Origin of the sequence: Pseudomonas sp. 2822-15 (assembly GCF_002742515.1) — a bacterium.
Taxonomy (GTDB): Bacteria; Pseudomonadota; Gammaproteobacteria; order Pseudomonadales; family Pseudomonadaceae; genus Aquipseudomonas; species Aquipseudomonas salomonii.
Map to the genome: position 1 here is coordinate 118,731 of NZ_LJRY01000208.1, position 14,864 is coordinate 133,594.

Genomic DNA, 14,864 nt, shown 5'->3' on the forward strand with positions numbered 1-14,864 from the left:
TCTTTAGGAGGTCGATTTATGTTTGCTTCAAAACAAACAGGCTTCTTCTACGATCCGGGATTCAACGATTCTATCCCCGATGACGCGGTGGAAATCTCCCCTGAGGTGCATGCTGAACTGCTGGCGGGGCAAGGCGAAGGCAAGGTGATAGGTTGGGGCGATAATGGCTTCCCGTGCCTCGTACCTGCGCCAGGGCCGTCTCCCGAACAACTGGCAATGGTTGAGCGAGCTTGGCGTGACTTGCAGCTCACCGGGACAGATAGCGTTGTGACTCGCCACCGCGACGAGCTGGAAGAGGGGGCTCCGACTTCCCTTACTGCTGAGCAATATGCTGAGCTACAAGCCTATCGACGACGACTGCGTGATTGGCCGGAAGTCGGCGAGTTTCCTTTGAGCGCACATCGCCCGCAAGTGCCGGCCTGGCTTCCGAAGTCAACTCAATAAACGCCCCGCACTGACGGGGCGTTTTCTATTCCGTTACGCGTAACACGAACAACCCACGGCCTCGCTCATGCGGGGCTTTTTCGTATCTGGAGATCGAACCTTATGAGTTTCTTTCACGGCGTTACCACGTCCGACATCAAGACCGGCGCGCGCACTATTTCGTTGCCGTCGTCTTCCATTATCGGACTGTGCGACACCTTCACCCCAGGTGGCCTGGATGGGGGCACGGCCAAGGCTGGTGAGTTGAAGTTAATCACCACTGAGCGAGAAGCCATTGCCACTTTCGGTCCAAACTCGGCAATCACCAAGGCTTGTAAAGCGATCTACACCAAGGCAAAGGCGGTGATCGTCGCTATAGGCGTGCCGAAGCTGGAAGACGCGGCGCTGCAAACCTCGGCGATCATCGGCGGGGTTTTGGCGTCGGGTCAGCGTACCGGCTTGCAGGCATTGCTGGATGGCAAAAGCCTGTTCAACGCGCAACCGCGTTTGTTGATTGCACCGGGACATACGGCCACACAAGCAGTGGCTACCGCGCTTGATAGCCTGGCGCAGAAGCTGCGGGCTATCGGTATTCTCGATGGTCCTCGCACCACAGACGAGGCCGCCATGCTCTACGCCGAGAACTTCGGCAGTCGCAATTTGTTCATGGTTGACCCGGGCGTTCAGTACTGGGACACCGATCTCAGCAAGACGGTGGATGCACCTGGCTCTGCATGGGCGGCGGGCTTGTTCGCCTGGACCGACGCCGAGTATGGCTTCTGGGCCTCGCCGTCGAACAAGGAGTTCACCGGTATCACCGGGACGACCCGGGCTGTCGAGTACCTGGACGGCGACGAGACGTGCCGCGCCAACCTGCTGAACAACGCCAATATCGCGACGATCATCCGAGACGACGGCTATCGCTTGTGGGGCAACCGTACGCTGTCGAGCGATCCGAAGTGGGCGTTCGTCACGCGCGTTCGCACACTGTTCATTCTCATGGATGCGGTGCAGGCCGGCCACAAGTGGGCGGTAGACCGCTCAATCACCAAAACCTACGTCAAGGATGTGACCGACGGCCTGGACGCTTTCATGCGCGACCTGAAAGCGCAGGGCGCGATTATCAATTTTGAGGTGTTCCCGGACACCGAACTGAACACCGCCAGCCAGATCGCCCTGGGCAAAGTTTATTGGCGCATCCGCTTCACCGACGTGCCGCCGGCAGAAAACCCGAATTTCCTTTTCGAAGTCACCGATCAGTGGATGACCGAAGTTCTTGAAGCAGCCTAAGGGGCCAAACAAATGATTCCTCAAACTTTGTACAACACGAACCTGTTTGTCGACGGCGTGAACTTCGCCGGTGACGTGCCCAGTTTGACCCTGCCCAAGCTGACGATTAAGACCGATGAATATCGCGGCGGTGGTATGGCTGGACCCATTGAGATGGCCCAGGGTTTGGAAAAAATGGAGCCCTCTTTTGTCACCAAGGGCGTGCGTCGTGAGTCGTTGAAACACTTTGGCTTGGCCGATGGTACAGCCTTCAACGCGACGTTCCGTGGTGCCTTCAGGGGCCATAAGGGAGCAGTGACGGCCGTAGTTGCCACCATTCGCGGTTTGCTCAAAGAGGTCGACCTGGGCGACTGGAAGGCCGGTGATTCGTCGGAGATCAAGCACGCGATTGCGGCGTCCTATTACAAGCTCGAAATCGACGGCCGCGTCATGTACGAAATCGACATGGTCGCAGGTGTTCAAGTCGTCGACGGCAAAGACCAGCTCGCTGACATTCGCGTCGCACTCGGCCTCTAAGGGAAAAGATCCAGATGAATCAAGCAAACACTAAGAAGGTGCCGGCCTGGTTGTCGCTCAGTGCGCTCGCTGCTGTCGTGACGCTCACGCGGCCAAGCAATGCCAACGGCGTGCTGGTTGAGACGCTCACCTTGCGTGCCCCAATCGTGCGCGAAGTGCGGGCAGCCGACATGGCGTCGAATGGCGATGAGGAGCAGCGTGAGCTGATGTTGTTCGCCGGACTGGCTGAGGTCGGTGTTAAGGATCTCGAAGGTCTCAAGCTGACGGACTATCGCCGTGTTCAAGCCGCGTATTCGCACCTGGTTCCCGAAACCGACTACACGGATGTGATGCCGCCGTGGTTGTCGGTGACCACCGATCAGGCCGTGGTGACGCTTTCCTGTCCAAGTGAAATCAATGGCGTATCGGTCGATAAATTGCCCCTGCGCTCCCCGACAGTGGGCGATGTGCGTGCGGCAAATCGTGACGCTGCCGGTGATGCCGAGCAGCGTGAGCTGGTGTTGTTTGCCGCGCTCGCCGGAGCACCTATCGCAGATCTGGAGGGCCTGAAGCTGGTTGATTTTAACCGCCTGCAGGCCGGCTATTTTCGCATGGACCAAGACGACGGGGTTTGATCCTGCCGTCATAAAAATGGCCGCGAAACGTCTGGCAGCGGAAACTGGATTTTCCGCTGCCGAGATTCTGTCGATGCCATTTGCAGAAATGGTGTGGTGGCTCACGGACTGAGCCGCCTCCGATAAAACTATGCAAATGAGGGCCATGACATGGCGAACAAAATTGCCCTCGGGCTGGTGATCGGCGGCGCCGTCAGTTCGACAGTCGGTGCTGCGTTTAAAGATGTAACAGGGCGCATCAAGCGTCTTGAGGCGGAAGGCAACAAGGCACGTGTTCTACAGCGCACTATCGGCGACACCATTCGCTTGCGTGATGAATGGAAGAAAGCCCATGACAGCGGCTCTGAGGGTGCATCCAAGCTGTTGGGGAGGCTGAACTCCAATCTCGACAGTTTGAAAAAGCAGGGCATCGAGGTCGGCCGGCTGGAAAAAGCCTATCGTTCCATGGGACAGACCGCCAACAAAGCCGAGCTTAAAGCCCGGGGGCATCAGCAACTGGAAGCTGGTAAGAACAGCATGAAAAGCACCGTCGGCGCCGCTGTTGTCGGTGTCGGCATGTTGGCTGTACCGACCAAGGTCAGCGCGGATTTTGGGGCCATTGTTCGTGACATCGCGATCAAGGCCGGTATTGCCAACAAGCCGCAAGAAAAGGAGATGTCGCGCAAGATTATCGATACCTCGCGCGACACCGGTATGGCGCGTAACGATGTAGCCGACGTCGTTAACCAGTTGGTCGGCGCCGGCATGGAGTTGAGCAAGGCCCTGGAATATGCACCGGTCGCGGCCAAGTTTGTTGTGGGCCAAGGATCGAACGGTGTCGACACGGCGAAAATGATCAACGCCCTGGGGCAAAACGCCAAGATCACCGACCCTAAGCAGATGCAGCAGGCCCTGGAGGCGATTGCCTACCAAGGGCAGGCGGGCAGCTTTGAAGCGGCGGACATGGCCAAGTGGTTTCCTGAGCTGTTGGCAAACATGGGCAGCCTGGGCATCACCGGCATGGATGCGGTGACGCAGTTGGGTGCCATGCTGCAGGTCCAGATGAAGTCTGCTGGCGGCGCCGATGAGGCGGCAAACAACCTCAAAAACTGGATGAGCAAAATCGGCTCAGGCGATACCGTCAAGTCGTATGCAAAGGCCGGTATCGACTATAAGGGGTCGATGCAGACCGGTTTGCAGAACGGTATGTCCACGCTGGAAACCAGTATGGCGTTGGCGCAGAAGTATATTCAAGCCACCGATCCTAAGCGTGCGGCGGCAATGGCCGAGGCCACGGCGAAAATCAGCAAGGAGTCCGACCCGGAGAAAGCCAAGGCCATGATGGCCTCGCTGGAGGAATCGTTGCGCACTGGCGACCTGTTCGCTGACATGCAGGTGAAGGCCGCGCTTTCTGCCTATATGCAGAACAAGGCGTTGTACAGCCAGCTCAAAAACGATTCGCGTGATGCGACGGGCATTCTCGACAAGAACCTGAGCGAGCGACGCGAGGCGTCTTCGCAGAAGTGGGCCGAAATGGCTCAGTCGATGGATGACGCGATGCGGAGCGTTGGGGATGCTCTGCGTCCGGTCACGGACACCGTGGCTGACGCGTTGACCAAAGTCACCAAGGGTATTACCTCGCTCTCCGACAGCGCGCCCGGGGTGGTGACGGGCATCGCGGCGGTGGGTGGCGGTCTTGTCGCGCTAAAGGGGCTGCTTAGTTCGTTCAAAATCGCTAAGGGATTGCTCAACGTCGCGCGGGGTTCGTTGGGTGGCAAGGCCGGCGAAGTGCAAAAAGTCTTTGTGACGAACTCCCCGGATGGAAGCGGCGGAGATGGCAAGGTCAGCGAGCCCAAGGGGAAGGCCGGTAAAGCCCTGTCTTTGGTTGAGACCGGGCTCAAGGCCGTGGCCGCTCTCAAGGGTGATTTAGATGATGTCGAGGGTAAGGATGATAAGAAACCCGGCAAGTTAGATATTGTCGCGACAGGTCTAAAAGTTGTTTCTCTGGCAAAAGACGCAGTGTCGGGTAATGAAGAAGCCGGCAAGGTTGGCGATTCGGCAGCGAGCGGCACTGATATTCAAAAGGTTTTCGTCGTCAATGCAAGCGCTATGGGTGGGTCGAATGAAGGTATAGGCGAACTGCGTCGACGTGGTCGTGGTTCAAGGCGTATTCCTTCACGTCGTCGGCCTATAACGTCTCGTGCAGGTGGTGCGCCACGACCTTCAATATCGGGGCCACGGCCACCACGGACTCCAGCACCTGTGCCGGTGCAACGTCCGTCAGTTCCACGGCCTCCTGTGCCTGTGCCGGCGCCGCGTCCGTCACTCCCAAGGCCCCCGGTGCTTGTTCCGAGTCCACCAGTTCCCCGACCGTCGGTGCCGGTCCCGACTCCCTCAGTATCACGCCCTTCGGTGCTGGTCCCGCACTTGCCGATCCCGCAGGTTCAGGTGCCCAGCGGCGCGTTGTCCAAACTGGGCGGGGTAGTGCAAGCGGCCGGCAAGATCGGTAAAGCTGCCAAGATGATACCTGGTGGCTCACTGATGGAGGCTGGCGCCATGGCATTCGATACCTATGAGAACGCCAAGACCAAGGACGAAAAGGCCGAGGGTTACGGCGCCGCCGCTGGCAATCTTGCCGGCACCATGGCCGGTGCAGCTGCCGGAGCTGCTATTGGCTCGGTGGTGCCGATTATTGGCACCGCCATTGGCGGGCTTGTAGGCGCTTACTTGGGCAGCATGGGTGGTTCGGCGCTGGGCGCAGCTGCAGGTAAGTCGTGGTTTGGGGGTGAGGATGAAAAGCCCGCGCCTCCGGTGACACCTTTACTGATGGCACCTCGGCCGGGGCCAGCCATTCCAAGCTTGGCGACCATGGGCAAGTCATTCAATGGCGCGAGCGTTTCGGGTGCTCTGCTGATGGCTCCAGCACCGCAGGCACCGGTGCTGGGGGATGTTGCACGCTCTCTGGCTGTGGCTGCACCGAGCAGGCCGGCGGCTGTGGCGATTCAGCCCAAAGAGCCGGAGAAGCCGGTTCCTGCCAAAGTGGACCAGAAATTTGAGTACTCATTGAGCATGCCGGTCACGGTGCAAGGGGATGTAAAAGACCCGCAACGCTTGGCGCAAGACCTCATGCCGCACATGCGGCTATTGATGGCTGATGCGGCGAAACAAAATGCCGCGAAGCTGTACGACGAACCGCACCTGTAAGGAGGCCCTATGGCTTATATGGAACAGATGCAGTCGGGCCTCAAGTACCTGGTCGAAGCGGGGGAGGCTGGCAGACGTAGTGCCGACGGCATGCTTGGGCCAGTCAACGGAGCAATCAGAGAGTTAACCGGCGCGGCCTCGGAACTGGAAAACATTCCGTTCGTGGGGCCGGCTGTCGGTGCCAAGTTGCAGAGGGTGATGCGCGGCGTGGATGCAGCGCAGGCCAAGGTCGGCCAGGTGGTGGCTGTGTACGGCCGCGCGACACGGGCGGCCACCGAAGTGCAGGAGCGGATGGGCGCCCTGAAGGAACAGGCGGGCAGGGCGGCAACGGCGATCAACAACATCGCCGGCAAGGTCAGCCCGTCGTTGGCGAACATCGTGCCCACCAGTGCCTTTGCCGTGGATGCCACGCCGGCACCGGAAGCGGTGAAGCCGTTCCCGCACTTGCTGATCATCCAGCCCCGTGACCCCAAGGTTCAGCCGTACTACTTCAATCTGGACACGGCCGCGTTCGACGAGCTGAGCCGCTCGACCGAATTCCGCTGGGCTTCTCAAGAGCGACTGTCTCGGCGCCCGGCGCAGCAGGCCGTGGGCATCGGCGAGGAAAAACTCACTCTCAAGGGGACGATTTACCCAGGCTTCAAGGGCGGCCTCAAGCAGCTCGATACGCTACGCACCATCGGCGGCAAGTTGCAGCCGCTGACCCTGACCACAGGTTATGGCGAAGTGATCGGGACTTGGTGCCTGAAATCCATCAACGAGGAACAGGGCGCTCTGCTGCACGGCGGTATTCCCCGTAAACAAGGGTTCACTCTGGAGTTTGCGCGCTATGGCGACGACATGCAGAACGTCTGATGGAGACATGCTTGATGTCCTTTGTCACAACTTTTACGGCCATCTAAACGGAAGCGTTGAGGCGGTGCTTGATGCCAATCAGGGGTTGGCAGACGAGCCCCAGCCCTACCGCACGGGGGTGGTGATCGTTCTGCCGGACCTGCCCAGCCCGACCGAGGAAGGGATTAGTTTGTGGGATTGAGCCCGAACCACACCGCCATCATCCCGTTGCGTTACGCGTAACGGCACTTCGTTTACAACCCGCCTAGTGCGGGTATTTTTTTGGACAAAATCAATGACTCCCTCTTTTCGAATCGTTGCCGATGGCATCGATATCACGGGTCTGATCAATGATCGGCTGTTGTTGCTGCGCACCTCTGATAAGCCGGGCATGGACTCCGATGAGTTTGAATTGCGTATAGATGACCGTGACAGTCAGGTGGGGCTACCTCGGCGTGGCGGCTCGGTTGAAATCTATCTGGGCTATACAGAAACGTCCTTGGCGCGCTTGGGGCGTTATGCGGTGGACACGGTCGAAGTATCCGGCCCGCCGGATACGATTGTGATCAAGGGCAAGGCCAGCGACATGCGCGGCAGTGGCAAGACCATCCGTAGCGGAAGCTGGGAGGACGTGCCGCTATCGAAAATCGTCGCTGACATCGCGGCGCGCAATGGTTGGCAGGCGGTGTGTCCAGTGGCAACAAAGGTCGCCCGGGTGGATCAGCTCAACGAGTCCGACTTTAATTTCATCACGCGCCTGGCTAAGCAATACGACTGCACGGCCAAGGTGGCCGACGGCAAGCTGTTGGTGATGCCGCGTCAGGGTAGCCAGACTGCCAGCGGCAAGACGTTTGGCGCGATCACCCTGACGAAAAGCGACCTCAGTCGGTGGCAATTCAGCCTTGGAGATCGCAACTCTCATAAGGCAGTGGCGACCAAGCATCAGAACAAGAAGGACGGCAAGCTGTCGGTGGTCACCGTTGACAACGACGACGCCCCCGATGGATTGCCGGCGGTGCATACCGATCGACATATCTACCCGAACAAAACCGCTGCCGAGGCTGCCGCCAAGGCTCGGTTGGCGGCGTTCAATCGCTCGACCGCCGATGTGCGTTTCGAGATGCCTGGCCGAACAGACATTTTTGCCGAACGCCTGATCAACGCCCAGGGCTTCAAGGTCGGTCTTGACGGAGAGTACTTAGCGGATTCGGTCGAGCAGGTGTTCACCCAGTCTGGCTGGTCGACCACGGTGGAGTGCAATGCCGGAAAGCAAGGTAAATCCAAAGGCAAGAAAAAGAAGGAAAAGAAACCGCTCAAAGTAGTGAGTGTCGAGAAGCAGTAGTACATCCCATTGTCGCCTCAGTGCGGTTTTTTTATGTCTGGAGTTTTTATGTCTGTTACCGAGCAACAGTTGCAACGCATCATGCCGAACGCCCGCCGCCAAGCGGGCGTTTTTGTATCTGCCCTTAACGCAGCCATGGTCAACCGTAAGATCGATACGCCGAAGCGCCAGGCGGCATTCCTCGCCCAGGTCGGCCACGAGTCGGGGCAACTGCAGTACGTCCGCGAACTGGGCGGCGATCAGTACCTGAGCAAGTACGACACCGGCACCTTGGCTGTCAAGCTTGGCAACACGCCGGAGGCCGACGGAGATGGTCAGCGGTATCGCGGTCGTGGGTTGATTCAGATCACAGGTCACGACAACTATCTGCGCTGCAGCCTGGCACTGTTCGGTGATGAGCGATTGCTGCGCACGCCTGAATTGCTGGAGCTGCCGCAGTGGGCCGCAGAGTCTGCGGCGTGGTTCTGGTCGGTAAACGGGTTGAATGCGCTCGCGGATCAGGATCAGTTCAACACCATCACCCGCCGGATCAATGGCGGCCTTAACGGTCTGGAAGACCGCCTGCAGCTGTGGGCCAGGGCGAGGGCGGTTTTATGCGTCTCCTCGATCTGATTCCTGCGCAGTTCCGAATTGCGGCCATGGGCCTGGTGCTGGTGGTCCTGGCTGCTGGATCTGCTGCATTGGCCTGGACCGCTCAAGGTTGGCGTTACGGCCAGCAGTTGGAGCGCCAGGCCCGCCTCCATGCCGACACCCTAACCGAGATATCCCTGGCCGGCGCTGCCCTGCAGCGCAACGAGCAGGATAAGCGCCTCGCCCTGGAGCGGCGCCTGCGTGACAAAGACGAAACCCACCACCAGGAATTGACCGATGAACAAACCAAGCAGGCTCGCCTGCGTGATCGCCTGGCTACTGCTGATTTGCGGCTGTCAGTCGTACTCGCCACCACCGACGCCACCGGCAGCTCTTCAATGCCAACCACCACCGCCACCGGCCGCGTGGTTCATGGCACCACAAGAGCCCAACTTGACCCAGCGCATGCTCAACGAATTATCGGCATCACCGATGCCGGCGACCAAGGATTGATCGCTCTGCGGGCCTGTCAGGCCTACGCAAAAGAAGTTTCTACACCGAAGTAAAAGGAGCGGCCGAGCGGGATGCGTCAACATCCAACCCGGCCACCTTCCCCGCAGATTGCCCCTGCAAGTCCAGCCAAGGCTCCTGCTTCGTGCACAAAGCGGAGCGAGCCTAGCACTGTTTATCCATACAGCAAAGGTCTTGCTTTTATATGTCCACACCCATCATCCCTTGGATGGGCGGCAAACGCCGCCTGGCCGACCGCCTTATCCCTCTCTTCCCACCCCACGAATGCTACGTTGAAGTATTTGCCGGCGGCGCCGCGCTCTACTTCATGCGTCCCCAGGCTGCGCCTGTTGAAGTCCTCAACGACATTAACGGCGACCTGGTGACGCTGTATCGTGTCGTGCAGAACCACCTAGAAGAATTCGTGCGCCAGTTCAAATGGGCGCTCAGTTCCCGCCAGGTGTTCGAGTGGCAGAAGATGACCCGCCCTGAAACCCTCACCGACATCCAACGCGCCGCACGATTTTTTTACCTGCAGCATCACGCCTTTGCTGGCAAGGTGACGGGCCAGACGTTTGGAACCGCGACCACCGGCCCGGCCATCAACCTGTTGCGGATCGAGGAGAACCTGTCTGCAGCTTGGCAGCGGTTGTCTGGCACCTACGTTGAGAACCTGCCCTGGGTGGACTGCGCCGAACGCTATGACCGTGAGCACACCTTTCACTACATGGACCCACCTTATTGGCAGACCGCCGGGTACGGGGTTGACTTCCCGTTCGAGAATTACGAGCGGATGGCCGACTTCATGCGCCGCTGCAAAGGCAAGGTGATGGTCAGCATCAATGACCATCCAGATATCCGACGGGTGTTTGAGGGGTTCCATTTTGAGACCCTCGATATTAGGTACAGCACGGCCAACCAGCGGCAGGGAAAGGCTGGCTTGAGCGGTGAGCTGGTGATCATGAACTGGGAACCGGCTGCTTTGGGAGGGCTGTTCTGAGTGTCCCTGGCATTTTCCGTGAACACCAGGTGGGGCCTGCTGATACCCTTGTCAGGAGGCCCCGGCCTGACTCTCTCCAGTGAGCCTATAAGGCAACAACTCAAAAGCTTATCATTTGGAATTAAATGAAATTAAAGTAATGAATTTATTTGCAGATATATTAAAAACCCAAGTCTGCTTGGTCAGCCAATCGAAAACTCGTCGGAAATACTATGGACGCATTACGTAGCATCAATCTTTCCACACGATTAATCTCTGCATTTGTAGTATGTGCAATTATCACACTGGGCGTAGGGGGGTTAGGGGCCTCTGGTATCAAAACGCTAACAGAAGCAATAAGAGGAATCGTTAGCAATAACCTTGTATCTGTTTACAATACGGCTAATGCACGCGCGCTTGCTTTATCATATTCCAGGAATCTACATGCTGCTTTGCTATATAAATACTCTAAAGCAGAGTCGATTAAATTTGACGCCTCAGTGCAATCAATGTCCGATAATCAGAAGGAAGTTGACCGGCTTTTCAACGAGTACCGCCAGACACCTCTCGCCGATGACGAGCGTGTGGCCGGTGATCAGTTCGAAAAAGACTGGCCAGCCTATGTGCAGGGGGCGAATAAAGTGATTGCTCTGGCGACAGCGGGCGACATTGATGGCGCTACGCAGCTATTCCAGCAGCAACTTTCGCCGGCTTTCAAAGCCGTTAATGAAGAGCTTAAAGTCATGGTTGCATCCAACTATCGCCAAAGCAGTGAAATAGCGGTTGCGTCAGAGGCCTCTGCTGCCAGCGCTTACTGGATCTTGGGCATAGGGGTAATGATAGCTTTCCTGGCAGCCATCGCTTTGGGAATGCTAATCACCCGCTCGATCACGAGGCCGCTCTCCATTGCTGTACGCATCGCCGAAGAAGTAGCGGAGGGTGACCTTTCTAAACATATCGAAACAAGTGGGCAAGATGAGGTCAGTTTACTGCTGAGCGCGCTGAACAAAATGCAGAACAACCTCCGAACTACGGTAAAGGAGATTGGCAGCGCTGCTGACCAACTGGCCTCTGCATCTGAAGAGCTAAACGCCGTCACGGAAGAAAGCTCACGAGGTCTAACGCGTCAGAATGATGAGATTCAGCAGGCGGCAACGGCGGTGAACGAAATGACTGCTGCCGTGGATGAAGTTGCTCGAAACGCGGCAGGTGCCGCTGACGCCTCTGAGAAAACCAGTGTGAGTGCTATGCAAGGGCGTGATCAAGTGCGCAGGGCGGTTAATTCTGTAGGACTGATGGCCGATGAGATTTCAAACTCAACAGGAAAAGTTGAGGTGCTTGCAACCCGCGTCAGAGAGATTACGAAAGTACTTGAGGTGATTAGGGCCATTGCGGAGCAGACCAACCTCTTGGCCCTGAACGCTGCGATCGAGGCAGCAAGGGCTGGTGAGCAGGGGCGTGGGTTCGCTGTTGTAGCGGATGAGGTGCGCGCACTTGCCCATCGGACCCAGGCGTCGACAGCGGACATCGAGTCGATGATGACACAGGTTCGCTCGGGAGCCGATGAAGCCGTCCTTGCGATGAATAAAAGTAGAGAGCTTGCAGCCGATACGCGGACGCAGTCCATTGAGGCTGGCGAGGCCCTTGACCGCATCACCGACGGTGTTTCAATCATCAATGAAAAGAACCTCGTGATCGCAAGTGCCGCTGAAGAGCAGGCTCAGGTTGCACGTGAGGTTGATCGTAATCTGGTCAACATTCAGGATCTTTCGACGCAAACAGCGGCTGGAGCACACCAAACAAATGCTTCGAGTTCCGAACTGTCTCGACTGGCAGCGTCGTTTGGCGTGCTAATCAGCCGATTCAAAGTTTGAGCAACAAATTGCTGCCCCTATGTGATATCAGCGGCGATCCGCAATTGGGTTTAATGGCATCGCCATAGTCCTAGCTGAAGGCGGTTGAAACTCAATTAAGCGAAAGGGGCTGCTTGCCGAAGGTAGCCAGCAGCGGGACGAGTCGCAGGGGGCCAGATGAAATGGTCCTCTCGCATACTCAGTGAATAACTCAACTTTCCGCATCCAAATAGAGCGACAGTCCGACGGTGGTACGATGGGGCCTTTCTTGGACGTGATAAAACGCGAAGATCCGAATTTCACCCTTAAAATCATGGGCTTGCGTTTTCATAATTTAGCGATGAAGGAGGGGAGCGGTGCCTCATTACTTCAGGTGCACAACGTATCCCATTTAACATCCACGCAATGACTGCTTTTGGCAATTGTTTCGCGATGCGCTTGAGTTCCTGGCCGGGCACATGAGCCGTTAGGCGATTAAGCATAGAAAATCCATTCCGCAACTGAAATGGAACCACCCGATTTCAGAGGGCTCCAGCGAGGTAAAAATGTTATCACTGCGGAATTGATATTGATATAAGCTATTGAAAATATTAAGGATATTTGTGGATTGCAAATCCGCCTACGCCGGTTCGATTCCGACCTCGGCCTCCACTCTTGAAAACCCCGTAGATTAACGTCTACGGGGTTTTTTTATGCCTGCATGAAAGAAGGGCACGGCGGAGCGTTGCGCGTATAAACGCTTCACGCCCGGCTGGCGAGTTTTTATCCTGAAGTCATTGCATGAAGGCTTCGAAAAGTTTCACCGCGATGCTTTCGACAAGAGAGATCAAGGCCGCGGTGCGCAAGGCCGGCAAGCTGGTTTGGCAGCGTACTTAGTTGAACGTATCCAGAAGTTGGCACCGGGAGAAGGGCGCTCGCGCTGCCTTGGTCGCTGAGCGCAAGGCCAACGGTTGGCGCATTGAGCCTCGGGCGAACTACATGAGTGACGCTCTGCAGGATTTTGCCTCGGATGTTCGGGCGATTCTGTCGAGGGCATTGGCAGACGCGCTCGGATAGTTAAATACTGAGTTATTGATGCTTAATAACTATTTTAGTGATTCATGTTTATAGCAAATTCTGAATCGATATAAAGACCTGTTACTTTTAACAGGTGTAAAGAAAACATGAGAGTGCATGATTGCTTTGTGGGCTTTTAACTGTAAGGGAGAGTGTCATGTCTGAACAGGATTTTGCATCGCGCTTAGTAGTGAATGACAAGGTTTTTATAGAAAGGCCGTCTCAGGCAAAGGCTGCTTTAAAATACGCGGAAATTAAAACTGAGACGGAGTACGTAAATTTTGAGAAGAAACTTGCAGTTATGAATAGGGAGGAAACGGAATATTTCCTAAACCAGGCTCAAGCTACATAAGTTTATGTTCAGTGTTCTAACTTAAAGCCTCGCTTCGGCGAGGTTTTTTAAACCCGAGATTAACTCATTAAGATTAGTAATGCCGGGAGCAGACCACAATGTCTGAATGTTAAAAATGGTGGTTTTCCCCGTCTTCAATTACTAGGCGGTCAATGGGTAGCGGCTGTTGGACTCAATTTATCCAGCGCATCATCCACGAGCAGTTGCGCGTTCTCAATCAATTGCGCCAACCCGAATATTTGAAGCCGTCGCGATCCAGTTGATCCGAACGCTTGTTCATTAGCCATAATCGATGCTGAAGCCAGAATCTCACTTGCATTGACCAAAACATCTTCTGAACTCACATCAGTCCTTACTTTGAAAACACTGGTGGAGAGTTTTTCATCTTCTTTGCTGGCGTTCATGAATGATCCTCCACCGTGCAATGCACTGAGTGAGCATTCAGGTTTATCACTTCGACTTCAATAACAGGGCAGTTGCGATTTGTAGAAAACATCCTCTTGACCCTCAGAAAATTAAGAGGCCACCACCGTCGTTGCGACACGAGTGGGTGGTGGACCGTGCAAGGGTCGCAAACCAGCTTCTGAGGAAACCAGCCGGGCAAGAGCCCGCCTCACACGGTCCACCATCGATGCGGTAAGCAGGCATAAAAAAAGCGCCTGCTACAGAGCTATGGCGCTACCGCGCCTCAGATTACTTCAGGTTGCGACACCCGGCCACAGGATTTACTGCGACGGTGGATCCTAGCCAAGTTGCTTTCTATAGCTCAACCTCGTTAGGTTGTGGGAAATGTCCGAGGTTAGGTAGTGCAGGGGGGAGCACAGCAAATGAATTCTCTTTTATTAAAAACACGGCCGAAGGGACGGTTCTATTTAAGTCTATTCAGGCGGCGTGATACGTCAGTTAGGGTGAGGTGGGGCTGCTTCGCAGCCCAACGCAGGGCAAGCCTGCTCGCCACAGTAACGGTGTTCGCCTTTAATTGATGGGTGATGGTCATAAAAACGTGCAGCGTTTACGCCCTTGAGCGCGAGCAACGCGGTTCTTTCTTCCAATGAAAACGGCATGTATAAATTCCTTTTTTATTACTCGCTAGGCCTCAGCGCGGACAATACGCTGTGCCTTAACCTCTTCGGCGTACACGCCAAGCTTTGCCTGTTGCGCAGCCAGCAGTGCGCACATTTTCATCAGGGCCACCGCTTCATCGGCTGTTCTGCCGTTCGCGGCCATCGCCGTCAGCTCGACCACCGACCAGCCGATAACTGCCCGTGCATCGTCGAGGTCGTAAAACAGTTCTTGTTGCGCGGTTCTGGGCCCGTCGAGGCCCTCTATCAGTTCGGCCATT

Annotated in this window: 15 protein-coding genes and 1 pseudogene; 14 read left to right on the forward strand and 2 right to left on the reverse strand. The window is 56.3% G+C overall.

Annotation, left to right across the window (positions count from 1 at the left end):
• Positions 1 to 18: 18 nt before the first annotated feature.
• The 14 genes and pseudogenes from AOA59_RS21910 to AOA59_RS21970 all read left to right on the forward strand — a co-directional run bounded on the left by AOA59_RS21910 (position 19) and on the right by AOA59_RS21970 (position 13,522).
• Positions 19 to 444 carry a phage tail assembly chaperone gene (locus tag AOA59_RS21910; protein ID WP_099489037.1) on the forward strand — a complete coding sequence of 142 codons (426 nt, stop codon included), beginning with the start codon at positions 19 to 21 and terminating at the stop codon, positions 442 to 444.
• A 102-nt stretch (positions 445 to 546) separates the two neighbouring features.
• On the forward strand, positions 547 to 1,713 hold the full coding sequence (locus tag AOA59_RS21915; RefSeq protein ID WP_099489038.1) for a phage tail sheath family protein: 1,167 nt from the start codon (positions 547 to 549) through the stop codon (positions 1,711 to 1,713).
• Positions 1,714 to 1,725: 12 nt separating this feature from the next.
• Positions 1,726 to 2,229: a phage major tail tube protein gene (locus AOA59_RS21920; RefSeq protein WP_099489039.1), complete on the forward strand. Its 504-nt coding sequence runs from the start codon at positions 1,726 to 1,728 to the stop codon at positions 2,227 to 2,229.
• Positions 2,230 to 2,243: 14 nt separating this feature from the next.
• Positions 2,244 to 2,843 (forward strand): phage tail assembly protein, encoded by a 600-nt coding sequence (locus AOA59_RS33580; protein WP_099489040.1) that lies wholly within the window; start codon positions 2,244 to 2,246, stop codon positions 2,841 to 2,843.
• A gap of 150 nt (positions 2,844 to 2,993) precedes the next feature.
• Entirely contained in the window at positions 2,994 to 6,026 is a 3,033-nt protein-coding gene (locus AOA59_RS21930) for a phage tail tape measure protein (protein ID WP_099489041.1), read from the forward strand.
• Positions 6,027 to 6,035: 9 nt separating this feature from the next.
• The gene (locus AOA59_RS21935) at positions 6,036 to 6,881 is read left to right on the forward strand and encodes a phage tail protein (protein WP_099489042.1); all 846 of its coding nucleotides are present in this window, start codon (positions 6,036 to 6,038) and stop codon (positions 6,879 to 6,881) included.
• A complete protein-coding gene (locus AOA59_RS21940; protein WP_099489043.1) occupies positions 6,856 to 7,062 on the forward strand; it encodes a tail protein X in 207 nt (68 codons plus the stop codon). Before AOA59_RS21935 ends, AOA59_RS21940 begins: the two co-directional genes overlap by 26 nt.
• A gap of 93 nt (positions 7,063 to 7,155) precedes the next feature.
• On the forward strand, positions 7,156 to 8,202 hold the full coding sequence (locus AOA59_RS21945) for a phage late control D family protein (RefSeq protein WP_099489044.1): 1,047 nt from the start codon (positions 7,156 to 7,158) through the stop codon (positions 8,200 to 8,202).
• 48 nt (positions 8,203 to 8,250) lie between these two features.
• Positions 8,251 to 8,814 (forward strand): glycoside hydrolase family 19 protein, encoded by a 564-nt coding sequence (locus tag AOA59_RS21950; RefSeq protein ID WP_099489045.1) that lies wholly within the window; start codon positions 8,251 to 8,253, stop codon positions 8,812 to 8,814.
• A complete protein-coding gene (locus tag AOA59_RS21955) occupies positions 8,796 to 9,338 on the forward strand; it encodes a lysis system i-spanin subunit Rz (RefSeq protein WP_099489099.1) in 543 nt (180 codons plus the stop codon). Before AOA59_RS21950 ends, AOA59_RS21955 begins: the two co-directional genes overlap by 19 nt.
• Before the next feature lie 149 nt (positions 9,339 to 9,487).
• Complete coding sequence (locus AOA59_RS21960) at positions 9,488 to 10,282, forward strand: DNA adenine methylase (RefSeq protein WP_099489046.1); 795 nt, start codon at positions 9,488 to 9,490, stop codon at positions 10,280 to 10,282.
• A 212-nt stretch (positions 10,283 to 10,494) separates the two neighbouring features.
• A pseudogene (locus tag AOA59_RS33585) lies at positions 10,495 to 11,280 on the forward strand (MCP four helix bundle domain-containing protein); the annotation flags it as partial.
• Positions 11,272 to 12,135: a methyl-accepting chemotaxis protein gene (locus AOA59_RS33590; RefSeq protein ID WP_371919083.1), complete on the forward strand. Its 864-nt coding sequence runs from the start codon at positions 11,272 to 11,274 to the stop codon at positions 12,133 to 12,135. The pseudogene AOA59_RS33585 and the gene AOA59_RS33590, both read left to right, overlap by 9 nt.
• 1,192 nt (positions 12,136 to 13,327) lie before the next feature.
• Complete coding sequence (locus AOA59_RS21970; RefSeq protein WP_099489048.1) at positions 13,328 to 13,522, forward strand: hypothetical protein; 195 nt, start codon at positions 13,328 to 13,330, stop codon at positions 13,520 to 13,522.
• A gap of 149 nt (positions 13,523 to 13,671) precedes the next feature.
• Here the strand turns inward: AOA59_RS21970 and AOA59_RS21975 are convergent, their stop codons facing one another.
• Together AOA59_RS21975 and AOA59_RS21980 are read right to left on the reverse strand one after the other, a co-directional pair.
• The gene (locus AOA59_RS21975) at positions 13,672 to 13,926 is read right to left on the reverse strand and encodes a DUF6124 family protein (RefSeq protein WP_099489049.1); all 255 of its coding nucleotides are present in this window, start codon (positions 13,924 to 13,926) and stop codon (positions 13,672 to 13,674) included.
• Positions 13,927 to 14,611: 685 nt separating this feature from the next.
• Complete coding sequence (locus AOA59_RS21980; protein WP_099489050.1) at positions 14,612 to 14,863, reverse strand: hypothetical protein; 252 nt, start codon at positions 14,861 to 14,863, stop codon at positions 14,612 to 14,614.
• Position 14,864 lies beyond the last annotated feature (1 nt).

Coding starts and splice junctions, on each gene's coding strand:
- AOA59_RS21910 (WP_099489037.1), top strand. CDS start 19: ATGTTTGCTTCAAAACAAACAGGCTTCTTCTACGATCCGGGATTCAAC.
- AOA59_RS21915 (WP_099489038.1), top strand. CDS start 547: ATGAGTTTCTTTCACGGCGTTACCACGTCCGACATCAAGACCGGCGCG.
- AOA59_RS21920 (WP_099489039.1), top strand. CDS start 1,726: ATGATTCCTCAAACTTTGTACAACACGAACCTGTTTGTCGACGGCGTG.
- AOA59_RS33580 (WP_099489040.1), top strand. CDS start 2,244: ATGAATCAAGCAAACACTAAGAAGGTGCCGGCCTGGTTGTCGCTCAGT.
- AOA59_RS21930 (WP_099489041.1), top strand. CDS start 2,994: ATGGCGAACAAAATTGCCCTCGGGCTGGTGATCGGCGGCGCCGTCAGT.
- AOA59_RS21935 (WP_099489042.1), top strand. CDS start 6,036: ATGGCTTATATGGAACAGATGCAGTCGGGCCTCAAGTACCTGGTCGAA.
- AOA59_RS21940 (WP_099489043.1), top strand. CDS start 6,856: ATGGCGACGACATGCAGAACGTCTGATGGAGACATGCTTGATGTCCTT.
- AOA59_RS21945 (WP_099489044.1), top strand. CDS start 7,156: ATGACTCCCTCTTTTCGAATCGTTGCCGATGGCATCGATATCACGGGT.
- AOA59_RS21950 (WP_099489045.1), top strand. CDS start 8,251: ATGTCTGTTACCGAGCAACAGTTGCAACGCATCATGCCGAACGCCCGC.
- AOA59_RS21955 (WP_099489099.1), top strand. CDS start 8,796: ATGCGTCTCCTCGATCTGATTCCTGCGCAGTTCCGAATTGCGGCCATG.
- AOA59_RS21960 (WP_099489046.1), top strand. CDS start 9,488: ATGTCCACACCCATCATCCCTTGGATGGGCGGCAAACGCCGCCTGGCC.
- AOA59_RS33590 (WP_371919083.1), top strand. CDS start 11,272: ATGCAGAACAACCTCCGAACTACGGTAAAGGAGATTGGCAGCGCTGCT.
- AOA59_RS21970 (WP_099489048.1), top strand. CDS start 13,328: ATGTCTGAACAGGATTTTGCATCGCGCTTAGTAGTGAATGACAAGGTT.
- AOA59_RS21975 (WP_099489049.1), bottom strand. CDS start 13,926: ATGAACGCCAGCAAAGAAGATGAAAAACTCTCCACCAGTGTTTTCAAA.
- AOA59_RS21980 (WP_099489050.1), bottom strand. CDS start 14,863: ATGGCCGAACTGATAGAGGGCCTCGACGGGCCCAGAACCGCGCAACAA.